Origin of the sequence: Propionispora vibrioides, from assembly GCF_900110485.1 — a bacterium.
Classification (GTDB): Bacteria; Bacillota; Negativicutes; order Propionisporales; family Propionisporaceae; genus Propionispora; species Propionispora vibrioides.
This window is the reverse complement of record NZ_FODY01000026.1, coordinates 25,013-47,152: the sequence shown is the minus strand read 5'-3', so window position 1 is coordinate 47,152 and position 22,140 is coordinate 25,013. Positions and strand designations below refer to the sequence as shown.

At 42.5% G+C, this 22,140-nt stretch carries 18 protein-coding genes and 1 tRNA gene; 14 read left to right on the top strand and 5 right to left on the bottom strand.

Annotated features, from left to right (window positions below; all coding sequences use genetic code 11):
* The first annotated feature begins 173 nt into the window (after positions 1 to 173).
* The 5 genes from BMW43_RS17060 (at position 174) to BMW43_RS17040 (ending at position 4,803) form a co-directional block, all read left to right on the top strand.
* The gene (locus BMW43_RS17060; RefSeq protein WP_091750484.1) at positions 174 to 1,223 is read left to right on the top strand and encodes a galactitol-1-phosphate 5-dehydrogenase; all 1,050 of its coding nucleotides are present in this window, start codon (positions 174 to 176) and stop codon (positions 1,221 to 1,223) included.
* 25 nt (positions 1,224 to 1,248) lie between these two features.
* Positions 1,249 to 2,742: an FGGY-family carbohydrate kinase gene (locus BMW43_RS17055; RefSeq protein ID WP_091750481.1), complete on the top strand. Its 1,494-nt coding sequence runs from the start codon at positions 1,249 to 1,251 to the stop codon at positions 2,740 to 2,742.
* Between the two features lie 18 nt (positions 2,743 to 2,760).
* Positions 2,761 to 3,420 carry a deoxyribose-phosphate aldolase gene (gene deoC / locus BMW43_RS17050; RefSeq protein WP_091750477.1) on the top strand — a complete coding sequence of 220 codons (660 nt, stop codon included), beginning with the start codon at positions 2,761 to 2,763 and terminating at the stop codon, positions 3,418 to 3,420.
* Between the two features lie 32 nt (positions 3,421 to 3,452).
* A complete protein-coding gene (locus tag BMW43_RS17045) occupies positions 3,453 to 3,833 on the top strand; it encodes a PTS glucitol/sorbitol transporter subunit IIB (protein WP_091750474.1) in 381 nt (126 codons plus the stop codon).
* Between the two features lie 73 nt (positions 3,834 to 3,906).
* Positions 3,907 to 4,803: a DUF7973 family transport facilitator gene (locus tag BMW43_RS17040; protein WP_091750471.1), complete on the top strand. Its 897-nt coding sequence runs from the start codon at positions 3,907 to 3,909 to the stop codon at positions 4,801 to 4,803.
* A 72-nt stretch (positions 4,804 to 4,875) separates the two neighbouring features.
* Here the strand turns inward: BMW43_RS17040 and BMW43_RS17035 are convergent, their stop codons facing one another.
* Positions 4,876 to 5,652 carry a hypothetical protein gene (locus tag BMW43_RS17035; RefSeq protein WP_091750470.1) on the bottom strand — a complete coding sequence of 259 codons (777 nt, stop codon included), beginning with the start codon at positions 5,650 to 5,652 and terminating at the stop codon, positions 4,876 to 4,878.
* A gap of 265 nt (positions 5,653 to 5,917) precedes the next feature.
* Between BMW43_RS17035 and BMW43_RS17030 the strand changes: the two genes are divergently transcribed.
* The 5 genes from BMW43_RS17030 (at position 5,918) to BMW43_RS17010 (ending at position 12,704) form a co-directional block, all read left to right on the top strand.
* Positions 5,918 to 6,919, top strand: coding sequence for a WG repeat-containing protein (locus tag BMW43_RS17030; protein ID WP_091750467.1), 1,002 nt, complete (start codon positions 5,918 to 5,920; stop codon positions 6,917 to 6,919).
* A 188-nt stretch (positions 6,920 to 7,107) separates the two neighbouring features.
* Positions 7,108 to 7,830: a SanA/YdcF family protein gene (locus BMW43_RS17025; protein WP_218140717.1), complete on the top strand. Its 723-nt coding sequence runs from the start codon at positions 7,108 to 7,110 to the stop codon at positions 7,828 to 7,830.
* Positions 7,831 to 8,050: 220 nt separating this feature from the next.
* Entirely contained in the window at positions 8,051 to 9,751 is a 1,701-nt protein-coding gene (locus BMW43_RS17020) for an Hsp70 family protein (protein ID WP_091750464.1), read from the top strand.
* On the top strand, positions 9,723 to 10,610 hold the full coding sequence (locus tag BMW43_RS17015) for a J domain-containing protein (protein WP_143050650.1): 888 nt from the start codon (positions 9,723 to 9,725) through the stop codon (positions 10,608 to 10,610). The genes BMW43_RS17020 and BMW43_RS17015 overlap by 29 nt, the downstream gene beginning before the upstream one ends.
* Before the next feature lie 75 nt (positions 10,611 to 10,685).
* Complete coding sequence (locus BMW43_RS17010; RefSeq protein ID WP_091750458.1) at positions 10,686 to 12,704, top strand: tetratricopeptide repeat protein; 2,019 nt, start codon at positions 10,686 to 10,688, stop codon at positions 12,702 to 12,704.
* Between the two features lie 584 nt (positions 12,705 to 13,288).
* Here the strand turns inward: BMW43_RS17010 and BMW43_RS17000 are convergent.
* The 4 genes from BMW43_RS17000 to BMW43_RS16985 all read right to left on the bottom strand — a co-directional run bounded on the left by BMW43_RS17000 (position 13,289) and on the right by BMW43_RS16985 (position 17,180).
* Positions 13,289 to 13,834 (bottom strand): GDYXXLXY domain-containing protein, encoded by a 546-nt coding sequence (locus tag BMW43_RS17000; RefSeq protein WP_091750452.1) that lies wholly within the window; start codon positions 13,832 to 13,834, stop codon positions 13,289 to 13,291.
* Complete coding sequence (locus BMW43_RS16995; RefSeq protein ID WP_091750450.1) at positions 13,831 to 15,129, bottom strand: DUF2157 domain-containing protein; 1,299 nt, start codon at positions 15,127 to 15,129, stop codon at positions 13,831 to 13,833. The genes BMW43_RS17000 and BMW43_RS16995 overlap by 4 nt, the downstream gene beginning before the upstream one ends.
* A gap of 143 nt (positions 15,130 to 15,272) precedes the next feature.
* The gene (locus tag BMW43_RS16990; protein WP_091750447.1) at positions 15,273 to 16,178 is read right to left on the bottom strand and encodes a Gfo/Idh/MocA family protein; all 906 of its coding nucleotides are present in this window, start codon (positions 16,176 to 16,178) and stop codon (positions 15,273 to 15,275) included.
* A 246-nt stretch (positions 16,179 to 16,424) separates the two neighbouring features.
* Positions 16,425 to 17,180, bottom strand: a complete 756-nt coding sequence (locus BMW43_RS16985) for an AAA family ATPase (RefSeq protein WP_091750444.1) — start codon at positions 17,178 to 17,180, stop codon at positions 16,425 to 16,427.
* 214 nt (positions 17,181 to 17,394) lie between these two features.
* On the opposite strand from BMW43_RS16985, the gene BMW43_RS16980 reads away from it, so the two are divergent.
* The 4 genes from BMW43_RS16980 to BMW43_RS16965 all read left to right on the top strand — a co-directional run bounded on the left by BMW43_RS16980 (position 17,395) and on the right by BMW43_RS16965 (position 22,004).
* Positions 17,395 to 17,470, top strand: a tRNA-Ala gene (locus BMW43_RS16980).
* A gap of 197 nt (positions 17,471 to 17,667) precedes the next feature.
* The gene (locus tag BMW43_RS16975; RefSeq protein WP_218140716.1) at positions 17,668 to 18,828 is read left to right on the top strand and encodes an epoxide hydrolase family protein; all 1,161 of its coding nucleotides are present in this window, start codon (positions 17,668 to 17,670) and stop codon (positions 18,826 to 18,828) included.
* Between the two features lie 327 nt (positions 18,829 to 19,155).
* Positions 19,156 to 19,392, top strand: a complete 237-nt coding sequence (locus BMW43_RS21915; RefSeq protein ID WP_091750438.1) for a YgjV family protein — start codon at positions 19,156 to 19,158, stop codon at positions 19,390 to 19,392.
* Positions 19,393 to 19,664: 272 nt separating this feature from the next.
* Positions 19,665 to 22,004: an ATP-dependent DNA helicase gene (locus BMW43_RS16965; protein WP_091750435.1), complete on the top strand. Its 2,340-nt coding sequence runs from the start codon at positions 19,665 to 19,667 to the stop codon at positions 22,002 to 22,004.
* Positions 22,005 to 22,140 lie beyond the last annotated feature (136 nt).

Here is a 22,140-nt window from a genome sequence, read left to right as displayed (position 1 = left end):
AAGCATTCCTGCTTTTTTGATCTTAAAAACAATTATTGTCGCAAAAATACAGATAAATCAGATTTATTTTCATTGACAGATAAACCATGAAAGATTTACAATGTATATGAAATTAATCTTAATATATATGAAATTAATTTCAAGAAAAAAATGAAATGAAGGAGGATATTGCCATGAAGGCGGTTCAAATGTTTGCGGTTAAAGATTTAAGAGTCAATGAAGTAGAAAAACCTTGTCCTGCACCGGATGAGGTGTTGCTTAAAATTTATGCGGTTGGTGTTTGCGGTTCAGACATACCCCGTATTAATAAGAAGGGGCCGCATGTACTGCCGATTATCCCCGGACATGAGTTTGCCGGCCAGGTGGTGGGACTCGGTGAGGCAGTTACCGGCTGGAGCATAGGGGACAAGGCGACTGTTGCACCCTTGATTCCCTGCAAGCGATGCGTTTGCTGCAAGGGAGGACTGTATTCCTTGTGTGAGGACTATAAGTATTATGGGTCGCGGAATGATGGAGCTTTTGCCGAATATTTGGCAGTTAAGTCTGAAAATATGATCAAGCTTGATGAGAAAATTCCCTATGACTGGGGAGCGACGGTTGATCCGGCAGCGAATGCTATTCATGCTTTTATACGGGGGAATATTACAGAAAAAGATAGCCTGACGGTATTTGGAATGGGTGGAATCGGTCTATTCGCAATTCAGTATGGCAAAGCGATTGGGATAAAAACAATAATCGCCGTGGATATCAATGATCAGAAGCTGGAAGCGGCAAAAGACTGTGGAGCCGATTATATAGTAAATTCCCGGCGGGAAGATGCAGTTGTCCGAATCAGGGAGTTGACCGCTGGTGAGGGAACCTCTGCAGTTGTTGAAATGTCCGGCTCTCCGATTGCGCAGGTCCAGGCCGTTTTGGCTGCCAGTAAAATGGGCCGAATTGTGTATCTTGGTATTAGCAATTCGGAACTTACGTATCCCAAAGAAGCTGTGGACAGGATTCTAAGAGGTCAGCTTTCGGTCATTGGCAGCTGGAACTCTTTTTCGAGTCCATTTCCCGGACGTGAGTGGCTGGAAGCAGCCAGTTTTATGGCCCAGGGGAAATTAAACCCGGATAAGATTATAACGCATCGCTTAGGCCTTGAAGAAGTTCCGGAAGTGTTTCGCAAAATAGATCAAGAACCATTCTACTTCAATAAAATTATCTTTTATCCTCATGGAAAATAATTAAAAAAAGGAGAGGTGGCTCAATATGGTAAATCAGGGGCATTTATTCTTGGGAGCTGATTTTGGTACGCAGGGAGTGCGGGTTGGTTTGGCGGATGAGAAAGGCAGTATTTTGGAGGCTAAAGAAATAAAGTATCCCATTCACTATCCCAAGCCGGGCCAGGCCATACAAAACAGTGCGGATTGGTGGCGGGGATTTGAGGAGGCCTTGGGGGCGGTACTGGGAAATATCACTCCAACGCAAAAAAAGGCAATCCGGGCAATCTCCATTTGTGCTACTTCCTCTACGATTGTTCCGGTTGATCAGGAGGGAACCGCGCTTGATGATGCTATTATGTGGATGGACATTCGTGCGAAGGAACAAGCCAGAAGAATAAATGAAATCAATCATGAGGTATTAAAGTATTGTGGTGAAGCGGTGTCCCCTGAATGGCTGATTCCCAAGCTACTGTGGCTAAAAGAAAACAAACGGGAGATTTATGATAAAGCCAGCCTGATTGTGGAGCAGATAGATTTAATTAACTATAAGCTGACCGATATCTGGGCGGCAAGTAAGGTCAATGCAGTATGCAAGTGGAACTATATTGAAGGTATTGGTTTCGATGATGACTACATGGAAAAAATCGGGCTGGATGACTATAAGAATAAAATGATTGTTAACATTGTTCCCATGGGGAAATGTGTGGGTTATTTGAAGCAGGAGCTTGTGCAAAGATATGACCTGCCAGATATTCCTGTTATTCAGGGTGGAATTGATGCACATATTGGTATGATTGGCATGGGGGTCGTTGGTCCCGGCAAAATGGCGGCAAACATGGGGACAAGTTTTGTTCAGCTCATATTTACTGATCAGGACGTTCCGGTTAAGGGAATATGGGGTCCCTATAAAGGGGCGATGGTCGAAGGGTTGACTTTATTGGAAGCGGGTCAAATTTCGGCTGGGTCTATTATCAAATGGTATCAGAATATTTTTAATTTAAATAGCCCGGAAGCCTATAAAATTATGCAGGAAGAAGTAGAGAATGTACCCATTGGTGCCGACGGTCTACGGGCACTGGACTTTTTTCAGGGAAATCGCACTCCATATAAAGACAGCTATGCTACAGGAGTTATTACCGGTCTCACCTTAAATCACGACAGGGCGCATTTTCACCGGGCTATTATGGAAGCCGTATCGTTTGGTTTTAAAAATATAGTGAAAAATTTTGAAGACAGTGGTGTACCTATTACCAAAGTGATTGGTACCGGCGGAGTCACCCACGACCGGACTTGGATGCAAATTCTATCGGATGTAACGGGAAAAGAATTTACTATTAATGAGAATACCAATTATGGGACCATACTGGGCTGCACCATGCTTAGTGCGGTGGGCAGCGGAGTGTATGACTCATTGTTTGAGGCGGCGGAAAACATGGTTCATGAAAAAGAAACGATACAGCCTAATCTGGAAAATACAAAAAAATATGAAAAACCGTTTGAGGAATATCTGCATTTGTATCAAGCCTTAAAAACAGTATAAAAGAAAGAAGGGGACCAGATGATTGCCAATTTGAATAAATACGTAGATCATACCTTGCTGAGAGCTGATGCAACAGAGAAGCAAATAACGGCGCTTTGCAAAGAAGCGGCAGCTCATCATTTTATGTCTGTCTGTGTGAACCCGTATTGGGTGAAAACGGCAGCGCAATGTCTTGCCGGTACGGATGTGAAGACCTGCACCGTTATTGGATTTCCGCTCGGAGCTTCATCAACCGGGATTAAAGTGGCTGAGGTAAGACAAGCAATTGAAGATGGGGCCGAAGAAGTTGATATGGTTATTAATATCGGTGAATTAAAAAACGGTAATTACCAGGCTGTTAAAGCGGACATTCAATCGGTGACTGAGGCGGCAAAGGGAAAAGCGCTGGTCAAGGTAATTATTGAAACAGCATTACTTACGGATGCGGAAAAAATCAAAGCCTGTGAATTGGCTAAAGAAGCAGGGGCGGATTTTGTCAAAACGTCAACAGGGTTTTCGACAGGAGGCGCTACGATTGCCGATGTTGCCTTAATGCGCCGGACGGTAGGAAATGAAGTCGGGGTAAAAGCCAGTGGCGGAATAAGGAGTCTGGAGGATGCGCTTACACTTATTGAGGCAGGTGCAAACCGTTTGGGATCCTCCAATGGTGTGGTTATTATGGAGAAGATATTGTCGTAAACGGTGGCAACGATGAGGAGGAGGTTTGGGCAATGGACAAATATAGAAGTATTGTAGTGAAGAGCAGTAATGGTGGTTTTGGCGGGCCATTAACGATTACTCCGACGGAAAAACAACATAAAATTATGTACCTGATTGCTGGTGGGGATCGTCCGGAAGTGGTCGATAAAATTTGCGAATTGACAGGCATGGAAGCTGTGAACGGATTTAGATACAGGGTGCAGGAGGAAGAAATGGCGGTGGCCGTTATCGACTGCGGCGGTTCCCTGCGAAGCGGAGTATACCCACGTAAAGGAATTCCTACGATCAATTTAGTGCCTACCGGAAAAAGTGGCCCTTTATCTGAATTTATGACAGCAAATATGTACGTATCGGGAGTTGGTGTTGATGAAATATCTCTCTTAAAAGACTAATATAGTTCATGATGGTTATACCCGACTTGAGGTCAGTGAGTTATCTACCAAACTTTAAAGAGGGGGAAGGCCAATGAGTTTGGCAATCACTTTAGTAGCGGCTTTTGGTGGTGGCGTTTTCGGTGCTCTGATTGGTGGTACAACGGCGTTCATTTTTACGGGAATACTTGCACTAACCGGAATTGTAATAGCTGTTTCAGGTGGTGGCAATATTATTTTAACCCAGGTTGCCTTTGGTCCTTTTTTTGGTCCTCACATTGCGTTTGTCGGTGGAGTTGCGGCAGCTGCTTATGTAGGGAGAAAAAATGCTGTTGAAAAACAAGCAGCGGAAGAAAAAGTTGTCTCAGCGGGCACTTTGCCCGACGTCAACGGAGCGGACACAACAATTCCTTTATTTAAAATTAAGGATCCAGTTATGCTTCTGGTTGGGGGCGTTTTCGGGATTCTCGGCTATTTGTTGAATGATTTCTATTCGCTGACATTTAATCTTCCGACTCTAGCCCGTATTGATACTATTGCCTTAACCGTTGCCACCTTTGGTGTCATATGCCGTTTGGTATTTGGGCGTTCCGGGCTGACCGGTGCATTTCCGGAAAATGAAAGAAGGTTTAATTTTACCGGAACCGTGCTGATGTTTAATGCCATTTGGGGCTTTGCTTTATCGGCCGTTGTAGCGTATGCAGTCATATTACTGAACATTAGCAGCTTTGGTTTTGCTATAAGCGCGGTATCGCTCATCTTTTTGTACTTTGGGTTAGAGTTTCCGGTGTCTCACCATGTTTCCATGGTCGCCGGGTATGCGGCGTTAGCTTTTGGCAATGTCTGGATTGCTGCCGTATTTGGCATATTAGCTGTTATAACCGGAGAATACGTCCAAAGATTTGTAAATACCCATGTGGATACCCATCTGGATATGCCGGCGATCATCATTGCTTCGTGGAGCTTTGTGATATTGGGAGTTATCTCTTAAGGTTTATTGATGAACTTAAACTAATAAATAAAAGCCCTAAACCAGGTCGAATTCGGTTTAGGGCTTATTCTTCTATTGAGTGGATGATATATAGTAAATCGGCTTACCGCTAAAACCATCATGCCAGCGGCTGATTGTTATAGGAACATATTTTATGTCGTTTGTATTTGTAAAATATAATACCTTATCTTTATCAATAACAGCAGCCCAAATAGCATTGTCTGAATCTCTGATCATAATAATAGATTCCATCACGGTAAATAATCCACGAACGTTCATGTGGTATACACGGGCTCCGCTATTATCTAAATCTTTTTCTGGCGTGGTGAATTGTGCTGTATTTACAAATTTCAAATAATATTGACCGGTGATGCGTCTAAATTCGGCTTCCTGATCTTTTTTAAAAACATCTTGGTGTGTAAAATAATTCTCATCAACTACGGCAGTTTTTTGTTTTTCTTTATCATTGTAAGTCCCGTTGAAAAAAACTCCGATGCCGCCATAACGATACATCTCATATGTCTGAGTAACATAAATTTTATTATCATTAAAAGAAAATTTTAATATACCACCTTGGTTATCATCGAAAATAGCCGTATCGTTTATGATTGTAGCAACCCCGGAGATGCTTCCGATATTGGTTCCACTGTAAGCTCGTATATTAAAAGAAAAGCTGTCATTTGTATTAGAAGTGATTTTAAGAACGGCGGAATTAAACTGACTGCTATCCCGCTCCCAGGTTCCCTCCCAACGATTGATAGGAGTGCTTGTTTCCGTTTCTGAGAAGGCTGTTCCCAGGCAGGTAGTCACTAACAAGACAGTTAGTATTATGATATATATTTTCTTCATACAATCAACCTCACAATTTTATTTTAACGATGTGCATCAGGGGTCGGCTCTCCTACTTTTTATTGTAAGGGAATAACGAGCAAAAACAAAGCGCCAATGAAAAAGTAAAACCAAATTCTATGCGAACTGTGCATGAGCATCTTTATATTGAATGTCTCGATAGTTAAACCTAAAGATATTTTGTATTTGGCAGAAGGAATGGGGATGTAATTCTCGAAAAATTCTCTATGTGATTTTTGTTAAATTATGGAGGGAATGATGAGAGATGGAAAAGAGTATGGACTTATGGAGTGGCATCCGTAAGTTACAGCTGCTTGTTTTGGTGACATGTGTACTTCTATTAGTAAGTACACATGTATTAGTCAATGCTGCTGGTTACGAGAGTCCACTTTACATTATCAAACAAGATGGTAAATATGGTTATGGTGATGCTGATGGTCATGTTGTTATCCCACCTGTTTATTTACAGGCAAAAAGATTTTCTGAAGGTGTTGCTGCTGTTCAGATTCAGCAAGGATTTTGGGGCATGATCAATACAAAAGGGGAAATAGTTGGTACGTTAAGAAATGTTGATGAAGTTAGGGAATTCTCAGAAGGGCTGGCTGTTGTAAGGCAGGGCGCAAGATACGGATATATCGATAAAAAACAACTGGTTATTCCATTTAAGTATGATGAGGCTGAAGATTTTTCCGAGGGATTGGCCGTAGTCGCAAAACGTGACGGAAATACTATTATGGAAAGATTAAATAATATTAAGTACGGGTATATCGACCCAAATGGAACGGAAGTTATCGAATGTCAATTCAGATCGGCAGGTAATTTCAAAGAAGGATTGGCTCCGGTATCTTCGGAGGCAACAGATTTTCGTTGGGGCTACATTGATAAAGAAGGGCACTATGTAATAGAGGCAAAATATTTCACTGCAAGAGAATTCTCTGACGGGCTGGCTCCGGTAACAATAACTTTGGGACAAAGTGGTTTTATTGATCATCAAGGAAGTGTGGTAATTCCTCCTCAATATAGTTGGACATATAGTTTTTCAGAAGGGCTTGCCCGAGTAGATGTTGAAGGAAAATATGGCTTTATCGACAAGAATGGTAACATGGTGATTAAGCCGATATTTACTTATGCTGATGATTTTCGTGATGGCCTTGCCCGAATATATGATAAGAGTCCCGGATTTGGTGAAGATGATTATAAGTATAAGGATGTTGGCTTTGGCTATATTGATAAGCATGGTAATGTAAGGAGGCAAATTACAAAATAGTTAATCATGATAGTAAAGGATGACAGGATAACTGGGAAAGCATAATCTTTAAATCAGAGTAACGATTGCGGCATTTTTCCACTGAGCTTTAAGAGAAAACTCCTACTGAATTTTACATTAATTTGGCAGGAGTTTTGTGGTTGTATATAGGAATTTTATTATTATGAAGCAATATGGAGATTTCTTTGGTGTTAATAAACAGAATTAACCTATTGGGTGGTGAGGAACTGAAAAAAAGGATGAAATGTAAACGATCATATATAATCAGTCTTTCTTTGATTTTCTTGCTTGGAGTGGTTTGTATCCTTTATACTAATCAGCGTGTCTTAGAATTTGGATCAGACTATATTATTAAAGCCGACGAGGTGCCGGAAAGTGATGCAATCATAGTTCTGGGAGCATATGTTTCGCCAGATGGGGTAGTATCCCAGATACTTGAAGAACGACTGAAAGTCGGGTATGAACTCTATCGGCAAGGTAAAGCTGGGAAAATCATTGTAAGCGGGGACCATAGCCGCAAAGATTATGATGAAGTTAATGCGATGAAAAAATATTATCTTGATAAAAACATTCCTTCGGAAGACGTATTTATGGATCATGCCGGATTTACAACATATGAGAGTATGTATAGGGCTAAATATATATTTGGGGTAAACAAGGTGGTCATTGTATCTCAGAAGTTTCATGTTCCGCGGGCTATCTTTATAGCAAGGCAACTAGGCATTGAGGCGTATGGTGTGGAAGCTGAGACAGGCAACTATAGCCGGTTCGTAATAGTAAGCAATAATATAAGAGAATCAATAGCGCGTTGTAAAGCCTTTATAACGGCGGCTATAAAACCTAAACCTACCTTTTTAGGTGAAACAATACCTGTCAACGGTAGTGGTACCGTTACAGATGACAAACCCTAGTAGCATGCTGGAAGAGCAAAAGAAGTGTACTTTAAGCATTTAAAAGCTATTGTCTGTTTATCTAAACCATACCACATAAGGGAACTCCTGCTAGATATTGTATTAATTTGGCAGGAGTTTAGTGCTTTTGCCCGGAAAATAAACAAAATACAAATAAAATGAGCGATGCCGTCTATAATTTCTGGAGAAGTGTGATCAAGCGGCAGGGAAGGACTTTCTTGTGCCTATAGTAGGTATTGATTTAGGAACAACAAATAGTTTAATTTCATATTGGGACAATGATCGAGTGCAGATAATCCCAAACGCAGTTGGTAGTAACTTAACTCCTTCTGTGATTAGTGTAGATGAAAATCAGGAGATATTTGTTGGACAGATTGCCAGGGAACGTTTAATTGGTTATCCTCATTTAACGATAGCTGCCTTTAAACGTTATATGGGAACCAGCAAGACCTTTAAATTAGGTAAATATAAATTTCTACCAGAGGAATTGTCATCTTTTGTTATTCGCTCACTAAAGCAAGATGCCGAAGCTTATCTGGGAGAATCAATTCATGAGGCAGTGATTAGTGTTCCTGCGTATTTTAATGATGCACAGCGCAGGGCTACCAAACGGGCGGGAGAATTGGCCGGATTGAAGGTGGAGCGACTAATTAATGAGCCTTCCGCTGCGGCGTGTGCTTACGGACTTCATCAGAAAAAATCTGAAACAAAGTTCTTAATATTTGACCTTGGTGGTGGCACTTTTGATGTTTCAATTGTTGAACTATTTGAGAATGTTATGGAAGTAAAAGCAATAGCCGGTGACAACTATCTGGGAGGAGAGGATTTTACCAATGCTTTGATTTCCGCTTTTGCTCAATATCATAAGATGAATGATAAAAATATAGAGCAAAAAGCATACGTAATGATAAAAAAGCAGGCTGAACTATGCAAGCAAAGCCTGAGTAACCATATGACAGCAACCATGAATTGCCTCATTAATGGCAAAACATTGGAATTCAACATGGATCGCAATGGATTTTCAACAGTTGCTAAAGAATTATTAAATCGGTTGCGAGTCCCTGTTGAGAAAGCTCTGCGAGATGCCTCAATAAAAGCAGATGAGCTTGATTCAGTTATATTGGTCGGTGGTGCGACTCGCATGCCTATGATTCATACGCTTGTTAGCAAATTGCTGGGCCGTTTTCCTTCTTGTAGTTTGAATCCGGATGAAGTTGTCGCGATTGGGGCCGGGATTCAGGCTGCTATGAAGGAAAGGAATGTTGTGCTGAAAGAGGTAGTTCTGACGGATGTCTGCCCCTACACATTAGGAATTGAGACATCTGTTCCCAGTGGTTACGGTTATTACGAAGATGGACATTTTGCTCCGATTATTGAACGTAATACAACGATTCCGGTGAGTAAGGTAGAGCAATTTTGTACCATTTCTGATAACCAGACTTACATAAATGTTAAGATATTTCAGGGTGAAGGCCGCCTAACCAAAAGTAATATATCGCTGGGATCCATAAAAATGGAAGTTCCACCAGCACCGGCAGGTCAGCAAACCGTGGATGTGCGGTTTACCTATGATATTAATGGTATATTGGAGGTGGAAGTTAACGCTGTCAAAACAGGGCTACGAAAACGAATTGTTATTGAAGAAAGTCCTGGCACTCTGTCTAAAGCAGATATTGAAAACAGACTGGCAGCTTTAGCGGCCATTAAAATACATCCTAGAGATCGGCAAGAAAATCAACTACTTCTTGCGCGAGGCGAAAGACTATTTGAAGAATCCTTGGGGGATTTTAGGATGGAAATTGCTGCTCTTCTTCACCAGTTTGAACGCGTGATAAACAGACAAAATGATCGGGAAATAAAAAAAGAAGCTGAATTATTTCGAGTAAAATTAGATGAATTGGAACGAAGACAGGGGTATTGATATGGACTTTTGGGCTGTATTGGATTTAAATTCGACCACAGATATTTCTGCCATCAAAAAAGCTTATGCTGCAAAGTTGAAGATATTTCATCCGGAGGATGATCCGGAAGGTTTTCAACGGTTGAGACTGGCCTATGAGAATGCTCTGAATTTTGCAAAATATAATCAGAAGCCTACCAAGATACCTGTCATTACTCAACAAGTACAAACGTTTGGCGAAGAGATGTATGATAAACCAGCTTTGATAAACAATCCGATAACATTTGATGCAAATGGGAATAACCGAAATACGGCAGAAGAACTTGTCAATGAATTTATTGATAGAGTAAAAAAGATTTATCATGATCCTAATCTTAAAAATGATGTGACTCAATGGAAACATATATTGGAAGACGAAAAGTATTGGAATCTTGAAATTAAACAAACTATAAATTTACGTTTACTACATTTTTTGGCGAATCCCGAGGTTGGATTGCCTCAGCAACTTTCTCCTTATCAACAACTTTCACCATATAGAGCTTCTAAAAATGCTCTGTTGCCTGAGGTATGGGAATTGTTTAATGATTTTTTCTTTTGGACGGAGCGGGAACGGGAACTTTACAATATGTTTCCTCAGGATTTTCTGGATTTTGTATGGGAGAAAGTTCATTTTAGAAGGGAACAGCAGGAACGACGTAAACTGAAAAATATTGTTAGGAGATATGTACCGGTTAATAAAAGTCCATTATTTTGGGCTGGTAAGATGCTTACTGCTATTTTAGTTATTATAGTTGCAATCATTTTCATAAAGTTTGCAGGACCATTAGGAATAGGTGTAGCAATCGTCTCTTGGTTAAGATACAAACATTTCGTACGCTAAATGCTAGATATCTAAAAACAGGATGCTTGCAGCTTTATCCCTACAATCGAAAAGCAATAGTGGAAAGGGAAAAATATGAATACAAAAATGATTATTAGATTACTTGTTTTATTTATTTTATTGTTTGGTATTTTTAACAGTAAGCCTGTATTTGCTCTGCAAGCAGGGGATGTAGTTCCTGCGCAAGGTCCCTACGGTATAAAGGTCGGACAAATTGCTCCTGATTTAATACTTCCGGAGTTAAGCGAGCAAGACAGTAACTTGGATTTTAAAGCCGGAAAACCGACAATTATTATTTCTCTGCATACTGGCGAATATATGAATAAACTACAGGAATTTCAGAAGGTTTATGATACATACAAAGATAAGGTCCGCTTCTTCATCATTACATCAGGAGACCGTCAGGAGGTCGAAAAAACGTATAAAAAAAATAATGTTACAATACCTGTCATTATCGATAGCACCATTCATTTTATCAGAAAATATAATGGCAGTGTGCCAAGCATGATGATTACCAATGGTGAGGGGAAGATAGTCTATAATAATTTGATTCATGTTGAAATGAATTCGTTTATGCAATATATAGATAAATTAGTCTTTGGTGAAGAGCCATTACCAGGTATGAAATTTGCACCGGATGCTCGTGAAGTACCTAAAGTGCCACAACTAATGAAACTGGGCACAGTTCTTACAAAAGAAAATTTTAAAGATTTAGATGATAATGATTTTGAAGTTGATTATCATAGCGAGCCGACAGTTTTGTTTTTTTGGAAGGATTTTTCCTCTCCCGATACGTTGGAAAGGGAAATGCCAATAATAGAGAAGCTTTACATGGAAAATAGGGGCAAGATTAATTTTTATACGATAGTTTCAGCCAGAAAGAAGGATTTTGTAATTAGGACATTGGCGGAACATCATTGCACTGTTCCTACATTATTTGATACTGGTACTGCACTTGGTTATACTTATAGCTTCCCGGCGATTGTGGTTGTCGATGGGCAGGGAATATTGCGCTTTCGACCACGAACGATTGATGCCGTAAGCTTGCAAAAAATCATTGATGAAAGCCTAGTTCCATACAAAGCGTTGCCTGAACCGAAAGATGCCAGTGAATGGGCACAGCGCGGGAATTTATTTCTGGAAAAGCAGGATTATCTGGAAGCAGTTGATGCATACAGTCAGTGCCTGGCGCTGGATGCTACCTTCTATACAGCCTTTGTAAGTCGAGGCGATGCTTATGAAAAAATGTTAAGATCAAAAAATGCCTATGACGATTATACGGCAGCCATTGAATTAAAACCGAGAGAGGTTAGCAATTATTATAAAAGGGCAGCGGTTGCTCGTGAAATGCGGCAATTTTCCCAGATGGTCGCTGACTATAGTAAGATTATCGAAATGAACCCGAAGGAAACGAAAGCATATCTGTATCGAGGGAATTACTACTTAGAGAATGGACAAGCGGAGCTGGCAATTGCAGATTACACAACGGCAATAAAAGTCAATTCCAGGGAAGCGGAAGCCTTTATAAAGCGTGGTGACAGCTATCTGTCAATGCAAAGGTATGTTGAGGCTATAGCCGATTATAACACTGCAAGTAGGTTAAATCCCCCTGATACCAGGAGTTATACGGGACGAGGGATTGCGTATTTAAGACAAGGCCAAAACAGCCGTGCGATTAATGAGTATAGCGCTGCTATTGCGATTAAACCTGAACCGAGCAGTTATTATTTGCGGAGTATTGCCTATTATCGTCAGGGAAAATCTGATCTTACTCTCTCTGATTTGGGTAAGTTTATCGAATTAACGCCTCAGGAATCTTTGGGATATTACCAGCGGGGAATTGTGCATCACCTGCGCCAAGAGGAAGCCGAAGCTGTTAAAGATTTTACAGTGGCTATGCAAATATTGCCCAGGGATGGCAAAATAGCATTTGCATTGGCCCAGTCTCTGGAGAAAAATCAAGAACAGGATAAGGCTCTTGCGGCCTATAAAGTGGCGTTAGAATACCTTCCCGAGTACAAAAAAGAACAAGTAGCCAAGGCAAAAAGCCGAATAGATGGGGATTGGAATAGTTATCCTGAATGGATGGAATAAAATTATGAATATCCTTATTGATTTAAGTTATCACTGAATGTAACAGCCATATTCCTCGAAAGTGAGTGATGCAGTTGATTTATATGATTTTGGGAATAGTAATGATATTAATAGCTTTAATTATGAAATATCCAAAGTTGCAAAGGGTCAAATTATTTTTTGAAAAATTATTCTGGCTAGATGAGCTACAAGGAGAAGGTTTTTTACGTAAAAGTCTTCAGTTTTTTGGAAAGCTTAGCATGTTGATGTACTTGTTTGCAATTCTTTGGTCTATAGTGAGAAGCCTGATTTTTTTTGACTTCTCAATGTTATATGGCATTTTCTTTATTGGTATTGGATTTCCGTTATGTTATCGTTTAGTTGTAGGATTTCAGCGGTATCTTCATAATGTCTGATTAGTTCTTTAAAATACGGCCATATGTAGTTCCAATATGTTCTTAAGCCGTAAGCACTGACAGAGCCTGGAGAAGCGGAGCCATCTCATGAGACTTGGGACGGACGTCTTACCATTCAGTAGGTGTTTAACCTGATAAATAAGCCCCAAACCAGGCGCTTTAGAACTTGGTTTAGGGCTTATTTTTATGCTATTTCTGGTTTTGCAGAAATTCGGACAGGGGTTGACCCTTGATATAGAGTTGTTCGATCACGCCATAACCGTCTTTGATACGAACAGCAGCTACGGTAGCATCGCCGACATGTTTACGGTAAGCGTCCTCGGCGGCTGTAGTCAGATCTTCCGGCAGGTAATAGCGCTTGAACGGAAGATCAATATGAATCGTATCATCCTGAATATAACTGACTTTCACCTGAAGGTAGGCAGCGTTGGAAGGTGCGGAACGACTGATGCCGCTAATATAGGCATGGTTTTGACTGTCGTGGTCAATCAAGGCATACGCGGTCTGGCCATAACGCCATGCCGTATGATCTGGTCGGGGTATGATTGTTTGCTGGAAGCGCAAATCCATGTAGCGTCCTTTAAAGGTATCGTAAGGATCAACCGGAGCCGTTTGCCAATAGAAGGTTTCCCCGGTTTGCAGAATGTCTTCCCAATGCCAGGCCATATAAAGCGGCGTTGCTAACTGCAAAATGGCTGCAGTGATAAATAACAGCAGGCGGATTTGCTGCCTCATAGTTTGCCACCTCCTTTGCTCCGTACCAGATAGAGATTAGTCCCTAAAAAGGCAATACCCAGTAGCATAAAGACCAGGCCGCGGACAATAAAGCTGAAATCAATATCCAGAAAACGGGCGGCGATGATGGCTGTCAATAGCAGCATACCGGCATTAACCAATCCCAACTGCTGCTGGTGAACCCCGGCGCGAATAGTGTGCAGACTGATAAAAAGAAAAAAGATATTAGCTAATATCGTGGTAGTCATCCCGCCAGGATCAGCCAGGTTGAACAGATAGCCGCCGGCAACGATGAAGGGCGCCAATAAAAGCGGCAGATCCTTTCGCCAGTTCAGACGGCGGATAAACAGGCCTTGTATGTATAGCAGCAGGAACAGCACAACGATGACCAGACTGGTCTCAGCTAGGAAAGGAGTAACAGGCATGGTAAGCTGCCTCCCGGAACTACGGAAGGTCAGAAAAAAGAGGAGTACGGTTATCCCGGTTAACCCGATACCCTGGAACGGCATGGGCCAGCCGCTGGTTTGACGGGAAAACCATAAACGGCCAATCAACACATTACACACAAATAAAGCGACATAAGTCAGCATGCCAAAGTGGTCGAGAAAGCGGTTGAATACGGCTGTAAAAGCAATATAAAAGCAAACATTGGCGACCCAGCAGGTTATGATGGTGGTATTGGCATAGCGTTCCTGTTTGATTAACCGGTAGTAATGCGGCAGGACCAGACCTGATAACAACAGCAGCCAAGGCCACTGCGCTTCAAGTCTGAAAGGACCGCCGGCAGTCCAGAAGGTAAGCCCTAGGGTGTAAAAAATGCCGGCGCTGCGCGAATGCAGCAGATAAATGACCGGCGAAGATAAAAGCAGCCAGGTACGTAAAAACGCATCGGTATCTTCGGCCAGGTGGTAGGTTTGCCCGACTATAGCCATGGCTGCGCCAAGCATTAAAAATTGAAAAGTACCGGCTGATTCACGCCAGATCAGGCTGTCTTGTTTCCGGTATAGAGTGAAGCCTGAAATGGCTTGCGAGAAGAGCAACAATCCAGTAGCTATCAGTAAACGGGTAATTCTGGGCAGATTCTCCCAATTGTGCGCAAAAATCAAAATGATGCCCAGCCCTACTAATATAGTGCCAATTACTCCGAAGAGCAATAGCACGGTACGCCGTCCCGGTGTAACGTCCGGTGCCCCGTAATGATGTCTTAAATTTTCGGCTGTTTCCGGTGTTAAGATGCCCTTTTCAACCAGGCCGGGCAGTTCCCGGTATAACCATTCCACCGCTTTTTTGCTCATAGATGATTCTCCTAACAATAGTTTCCACGCAGGTATTATGCCTAACGGTTCCTCAAAACAGAGGATTGCCTGTTAGGCAGACAATCAGGATAAACGCAGTGAAAAGGTTATTTCCTCACTGCAATCTTTCAGGAGCTATCTTTTTATTCTTTGATAAGCTGTTCTACAATATTTTCGCAAAGTTCATGCGTTACCAGTGCATCTTCCAGAGATATGGCTGGCGGCTGGCTGTTTATCACGCAGTATAGGAAATGATCGATGATCTGTTCAAAACCCCGCCGGTATAGGACCGTCTCCCAGTCGTTGTGTTTTAAATAATGCTCGGTATTTTGTGTCGCATGCCGGGTCTGCTGTAAATCGGTGACGGTGAACTTTTGGCCGGAACCCATGTATTCGAGAATTTCCTCATTGATACCGCTGGTCCGGCTCATAATGCCGAGGGCCGTACGATGCTGGCTGGAAAGTTCCAAAACGATAGTAGACAGTTTACCGTTTTCGGTTAAACCACGTGCAGAGATCGTATCTGCCGATGTTCCGAAGAGATAGCGGAGCGTATCTACCACATGGATAAAGTCGTCGAAGATAAAATGCCGCACTTCATCCGGCTCTGCGGCGCGGTTTTTTTGCATCATGATAAGTTGCGGGGCTGCTTGCTGTTTGAGATTGGCGTACATGGGAGCAAAACGGCGGTTAAAACCGGTCAGAAGAATTTTCTTCTGACGCAGTGCCAGTTCAGACAGTTCAACAGCTTCTTTATAATAATACGCAATGGGTTTATCCACATAGACATGAATGTTGCTTGACAAAAGCGTAGTGATTATATCTTTGTGGGCTTCGGTGGCGGTATGAACAAAAGCAGCCTCTACACCGGAGGCAATCAGTTCATCCAGTGTTTGTACGGTTTGAGAAATGCGATATTTCTTGGCTATGGACGATAAAACAACAGGGTTTCTGGTGCAAAGCACCAGTTCTAAGTTCGATCTGGCCGTTATTACCGGTAAGTATGCTTTTTGGGCGATATTACCCAGACCTATAATCCCAATTCTCATAGATGATTCCTCCTTTGTTTTACCATTATATATCATGGGGGGACTGATCAGTAGTCGCTAATCGAATTTTTAAGGAGTGTTTCCAGGATACAGTAGAGGAGCTGGTGCGGGGACAGTACTGATGATTTAATTTTGCCAGTGCTGCACCGATTTATAAATTTACATGATTAAAAGTAACCTACCCTGTGACTTAGGCGGGACCTCCCTGCGGATTATAAAAGAATAAGAAGTAGAAGCATTATGTGTTCATTGCAATAATATGTCCAGCATCTTCTGGTAGTTATTAATAAACTGTTTGGTAATAACGTAATGATCGGTTTGTTCGTAAGCCATCTGCTGCAAGCCGGTGCCCTCCGCCGATAGCTGGTAGATCAAGGCGCCCGGGTAAGCGAGCAGAAAGGGAGAATGGGTGGCGATAATAAACTGGGAGTCCAGCCGGATTAGTTCGTGGATGCGGGACAGCAGGGCCATTTGCCTTACCGGCGAGAGGGCGGCTTCCGGTTCGTCCAGAATGTAGAGTCCCTGGCCGCGAAAACGGTTTTGAATGGCAGCAAAGAAGGATTCGCCGTGGGACTGCTCGTGCAGCGAACGGCCGCCGAAGGAGTCAATGACGCGGGCGCCAATGCCTTCGGAATCCATCTTTTCAATGGAAGTAGCCAAGTTGTAAAAGCTCTCGGCCCGCAGGAAGAAGCCGTCCCGGAGCCGCTTGGTTCCCTTGACCAGTCTAACGTGCTGATACAGGCTGGAATGGGAGTCGTGTGAGGAAAAATTAAAGTTAAGCGTACCTCCCTCGGGGTTGAAGCCTCGCGCCACAGCGATAGCTTCCAGCAGCGTTGATTTGCCGCTGCCATTTTCACCAACGAAGAAGGTAATCTGCGGATGAAACTGGACCTCCGTATGATGGGTAAATAGAGGGAGGCAAAATGGATAACGGGAAGTATCTATATTTTCTTCTTTGATAAATTGGCAGCATTTCAGGAAACTTTCGCTTTTTTGCAGCATAGGTGAATCTCCGTGTTCAAATATTTTGCTATATTCATTATAGCATTTTCAAATGTTCTTTTTGACTTTCGGGGATGTCGCCGTTTCCCTCGGCGTATTTCAGGCTGTTATAAGAAAAAAATTGTAGCGGTGCAGGAATTTTGGCGCGCATGTAAAATACTGTGAAGTAGAATACTATGTATTGGCTGCTCATGAAAGCCTATAGTAATCCATTGGGGGCGTAGCTCAGTTGGGAGAGCGCTTGGCTCGCATTCAAGAGGTCATGGGTTCGAATCCCACCGTCTCCACCAGACAACTTAAGGCCTGCAGGGTTGATGCTCTGCAGGCCTTTTTGCTATAAGGTTTGCTGCTTTTCACTCTGAGGCAGGTTCTGGTCAGTTACCGTTAAGCTGATAAATTTGGCGAGGGAAGGGGGAGGACTGAGTAAAGAAATGAGTCGCTTTCTTGTGAATGTTGATCTTGAAAAAAACTTACCTGAAGGAGGAGCATGATGGCTGTGGAAGGTTTTCGTATCCAAATTGCGCAGGAAGTGCTTGACGATCTGAAATATAGACTGGATCATGTTCGATGGCCAGACCAATTGAAAGATTCGGCTTGGGAACGGGGAACAGAAATGGGCTATTTACAGTCGCTTGTTTCGTATTGGCGGGACCATTTCGATTGGCGTGCCCAAGAACAGGAACTGAACCGCTATTCCCAGTTTCACTGCAAGGTCGATGGAATAGATGTGCACTTCGTGCATGAACGCGGTAAAGGTCCCAACCCTTTACCCATTATCCTTACTCACGGATGGCCTGACAGTTTTATACGTTACAAGAAGATCATCCCCCTGTTGACCGACCCGGCCCGTTATGGCGGTGACCCGGCTGATTCTTTCGATGTGATTGTCCCTTCCCTGCCGGGATTTGGTTTTTCTAGCCGTCCTGAGCATAGTGGCATCAATAATTTTCGGGTTTCCGAGCTTTGGGCTAAACTAATGACCGAAGAACTTGGTTATCGACGTTTTGCTGCTGCCGGTGGAGATATTGGTTCTGGCGTTACAAGATATCTGGCATTAAACCATCCGGAGCTTCTTGTTGGAATCCATCTTACGGATATCGGTATCATTAGAAATCTCATGACTTCTAATGAGGCGGGGCTTGCCAAAGAAGAATTGGACTACAAGAGAAGTGCTCAACAATGGATTGCCCAAGAGGGCGCCTATATGTCCATTCAATCGACGAAGCCCCAGACTCTTGTGTACGGACTTTCCGATTCACCGGTGGGGTTAGCTAGTTGGATTGTTGAAAAATTCCGTGCCTGGAGCGATTGTCAGGGTGATCTTGAGCAGAGTTTCAGCAAGGATGAGCTGCTTACTAATATCATGATTTATTGGGTCACGAACACGAGCGGGTCATCAACGCGCATATATTATGAAAATATGAATTCTTTGCCGCCCATGGGACAAATTGAGGTCCCCACGGGAATTGCCCTCTTTCCGGCTGATATACTGCTGCCACCTAAAGAATGGGCGGAGCGACATCTAAATATAACTCGCTGGACGTTAATGCCTCGTGGCGGACATTTTACTGCCATGGAAGATCCCGAGCCTTTGGCTGAGGACATTCGCACGTTCTATCGACCGTTCAGAACGGAAGCGAAAAAATAATTATCAACTTACGGCTGTCGCAAAAAGTTGACCAAAAGGAATATTCCTTTTGGTTTTATAAAAAACAGGATTTTGGTAAAGCGTATAGAACTATACTAAAACTAAAGAGGAGTTTAATGTTCATCCGCATCTTTGCCTGTTTCTTTATCAAACAGGAGAAGATGCTTTTTATTTGAAAAATGGTAAAGCCGAACTGCCTTCGTTCAGGCTGAAGGTTTTAGATTTTATTTCTTATGCAATGGTGGTACTTTGCCGGTCAATCCGAATAATCTATTTAAGCTAAAGGCATACTCAGTTTGGAAAGCCATAAAGAAAGGTTGAGATAATATGGGGAGTATCAATGTAGTAGAAGGATTGGGCTATCTGGCTTCCGTTCTAGTAGCTATTTCCTTCTTAATGAAATCGATAAATAAACTGCGGTTTGTGAACCTGATAGGTTCTATATGTTTTGTCATCTATGCCGTTGCGATTCATGCAATACCGGTGGCCTTAATTAATTTATTTACAGTTTGTATAAATGTCTATTATTTGACCTCAAAAAATGCTTCTAGGCAAGCGGAATAGGCGATATAGCGTTGCCAGGTGTTCCAGTCGGGAAATAGAAAAAACCTTATATGCGCATATAGGAAAAAAATAATTGCTGCGAAATAATTATAAATAAGGAATAGGTAATAAATCTTGGATTTCATAAAACAAGCCGCTTAGAGCCGGGAGGGTTGCTTCCAGCGAAAGTTAAGCGCGGCTAAGCTTCAGGCGGAGCTCAAACTGGCCTGAATCAGGCCTTCTTTATTCTATATTCAGTGTTTACAATGGCAGGAAGTGAGGTGCCAGTTTAGGTGATACCGCATGTAGTCCGCATATCAGTAAAAGATTTAGTAGAGTATACCTTGCGTTCGGGTGATATTGATACTCGTTTTGTGGGAACCAGCAGAGCGGTAGAAGGAACCAGAATACACCAAAAGCTTCAAAAGGCTGGTGGCGACAATTATATAGCGGAAGTCACACTAAAATATGAAATTAGCTACAAGGATTTTCTATTCCTGGTAGAAGGCCGGGCAGATGGGATCATTAGCGAGCAGCAGCAGGTAGTGATCGATGAAATCAAGACAACGGCTATTCCCCTGGAACGGATCGATGAGACCTTTAATACCCTGCATTGGGCTCAGGCCAAATGCTATGGACTTATTTATGGTGAACAAAACAAGGTAGAACAGCTCGCTATTCAATTGACTTATTACAATATTGATACAGAGGAAATAAAACGGCTAAGAGAAACCGTTACCCTGCAGGAATTGCAAACGTTTTTTTATGGGCTGCTGGATAGTTACTTAGTTTGGGCTAAGCAGCTTGAGGCATGGAAGGAGTTGCGGGACTCTTCCATAAAAAAGCTGAATTTTCCTTTTCCAGCTTATCGACAAGGTCAGCGGGAGCTAGCGGTTGCGGTATATCGAACCATTTCGGATAACAAAAAACTGTTTGTCCAGGCACCCACTGGAATTGGGAAAACCATTTCCACTTTGTTTCCGGCCGTTAAGGCGATGGGCGAGCATAAAACGGGCAAGATATTTTATTTGACCGCCAAAACCATTACCCGCCAAGTGGCGGAAGAAGCTGTGAACGTCATGCGAGGCTGTGGCTTGGACTTTAAATCCATTACGATCACAGCGAAAGATAAAATCTGTTTTAAGGAAAAATCTATATGCAACCCGGACCATTGCGAATATGCCCAAGGACATTTTGATCGGGTCAATGATGCCATTATGGAGTTGTTTTTGCAGGAGCGAGCTTTTACCCGGGACGTAATCGAAGCCTATTCACAAAAGCATATGGTGTGCCCCTTTGAGCTTTCCCTGGACTTAGCCTTGTGGGCCGATTGCGTTATTTGTGACTATAATTATGTTTTTGATCCCCGGGTGTATTTAAAACGATTTTTTCAGACCAGTCAGGGTGATTATACCTTTCTAATTGATGAAGCACATAATTTAGTGGACCGGGCAAGGGAGATGTTTTCCGCCGAACTGACCAAAAGCACCTTCTTGAAGGTGAAAAATCTCTGTAAAGGCCAGCCTATTGGCAAAACCCTGAGTAAAATTAATACAGTTATGCTGGGCATGAAAAAAGAGTGCGGCGAAGAAGGATATTATACACAGTTGGACCAACCAGAGGAGCTTTATCCTCTGCTTTGGACATTTGTTAAGAAAGCGTCTGCTTTATTAACTGACAATCATAAAGCAGACGGTTACGATGCCTTGTTGGAACTCTATTTTAATGTGCTGATATTTTTAAAAATGGTAGAACTCTATGATGGCCACTATATTACGTATGTAGAAACATCCTCGTCAGAGGTTACGGTGAAGCTGTTTTGCCTGGATCCCTCCAAGCTGCTGGGGGAAGCAGTCCAGCGAGGCAAGTCCAGTGTATTTTTTTCGGCGACCCTGGTCCCGTTGGATTATTTTAGTGAAATATTGGGTGGTGAGGCAACGGATGCAAAAATTGCCTTCCCATCGCCCTTTAAGGTCGAACATTTATGCTTGCTGGTGGCTGACCGGATATCCACCAAGTTCAAAAATCGAGCGAGTAGTTATCAGGAAATTGCTCAATATATTCATCTGGCGATCCAGCAGAAACCCGGGAATTATCTCGTTTTTTTTCCATCCTATCACTATATGCAGGAAGTGTATCATATTTTTTCGGAATTATACTCTGACATCGAGACCCTGATTCAGACCAATGTCATGTCGGAACTAGAGCGGGAAAGTTTCTTGGAGCGGTTCCGGCCGGACAGTAATCGCATGTTACTGGGTTTCTGTGTGTTAGGAGGAATTTTTTCAGAAGGTATTGATCTCAAGGGGGACAAACTGTTGGGGACTGTAATTATCGGAGTGGGGCTTCCCCAAATCTGTTTAGAGCGCAATCTGATTATGGAACATTTTAGAAAGAAGAATGAACTGGGCTTTGAATATGCGTATATGTATCCAGGTATGAATAAAGTGCTGCAAGCGGCTGGACGTGTGATTCGCTCTGAAGACGATAAAGGAGTGGTACTGCTGATTGATGAAAGATTCTCCAGCTATTATTATAAAAAGCTGTTTCCGGCCCACTGGCGTTATCCTAGGGAAGTACGCGACGGAAATGAAATCAATACATGGTTGCAAGTGTTTTGGAAAGGCCTGTGATATTACATAGGCTTCTAATGCAGCGTTCCATGCTGCCGGGTTACGGGAGTTTACTTTACATTATCAAACAAGAGGGCAAATATGGTAATGCCGATGGTCATGTTGTTATCCCACCGTTTATTTACAGGCAAAAAGG

Bases quoted from the DNA above. Each gene is read 5' to 3' on its own strand.
- BMW43_RS17060 (WP_091750484.1), top strand. From the start codon at position 174: ATGAAGGCGGTTCAAATGTTTGCGGTTAAAGATTTAAGAGTCAATGAA.
- BMW43_RS17055 (WP_091750481.1), top strand. From the start codon at position 1,249: ATGGTAAATCAGGGGCATTTATTCTTGGGAGCTGATTTTGGTACGCAG.
- deoC (WP_091750477.1), top strand. From the start codon at position 2,761: ATGATTGCCAATTTGAATAAATACGTAGATCATACCTTGCTGAGAGCT.
- BMW43_RS17045 (WP_091750474.1), top strand. From the start codon at position 3,453: ATGGACAAATATAGAAGTATTGTAGTGAAGAGCAGTAATGGTGGTTTT.
- BMW43_RS17040 (WP_091750471.1), top strand. From the start codon at position 3,907: ATGAGTTTGGCAATCACTTTAGTAGCGGCTTTTGGTGGTGGCGTTTTC.
- BMW43_RS17035 (WP_091750470.1), bottom strand. From the start codon at position 5,652: ATGAAGAAAATATATATCATAATACTAACTGTCTTGTTAGTGACTACC.
- BMW43_RS17030 (WP_091750467.1), top strand. From the start codon at position 5,918: ATGGAAAAGAGTATGGACTTATGGAGTGGCATCCGTAAGTTACAGCTG.
- BMW43_RS17015 (WP_143050650.1), top strand. From the start codon at position 9,723: ATGAATTGGAACGAAGACAGGGGTATTGATATGGACTTTTGGGCTGTA.
- BMW43_RS17010 (WP_091750458.1), top strand. From the start codon at position 10,686: ATGAATACAAAAATGATTATTAGATTACTTGTTTTATTTATTTTATTG.
- BMW43_RS17000 (WP_091750452.1), bottom strand. From the start codon at position 13,834: ATGAGGCAGCAAATCCGCCTGCTGTTATTTATCACTGCAGCCATTTTG.
- BMW43_RS16995 (WP_091750450.1), bottom strand. From the start codon at position 15,129: ATGAGCAAAAAAGCGGTGGAATGGTTATACCGGGAACTGCCCGGCCTG.
- BMW43_RS16990 (WP_091750447.1), bottom strand. From the start codon at position 16,178: ATGAGAATTGGGATTATAGGTCTGGGTAATATCGCCCAAAAAGCATAC.
- BMW43_RS16985 (WP_091750444.1), bottom strand. From the start codon at position 17,180: ATGCTGCAAAAAAGCGAAAGTTTCCTGAAATGCTGCCAATTTATCAAA.
- BMW43_RS16975 (WP_218140716.1), top strand. From the start codon at position 17,668: ATGATGGCTGTGGAAGGTTTTCGTATCCAAATTGCGCAGGAAGTGCTT.
- BMW43_RS21915 (WP_091750438.1), top strand. From the start codon at position 19,156: ATGGGGAGTATCAATGTAGTAGAAGGATTGGGCTATCTGGCTTCCGTT.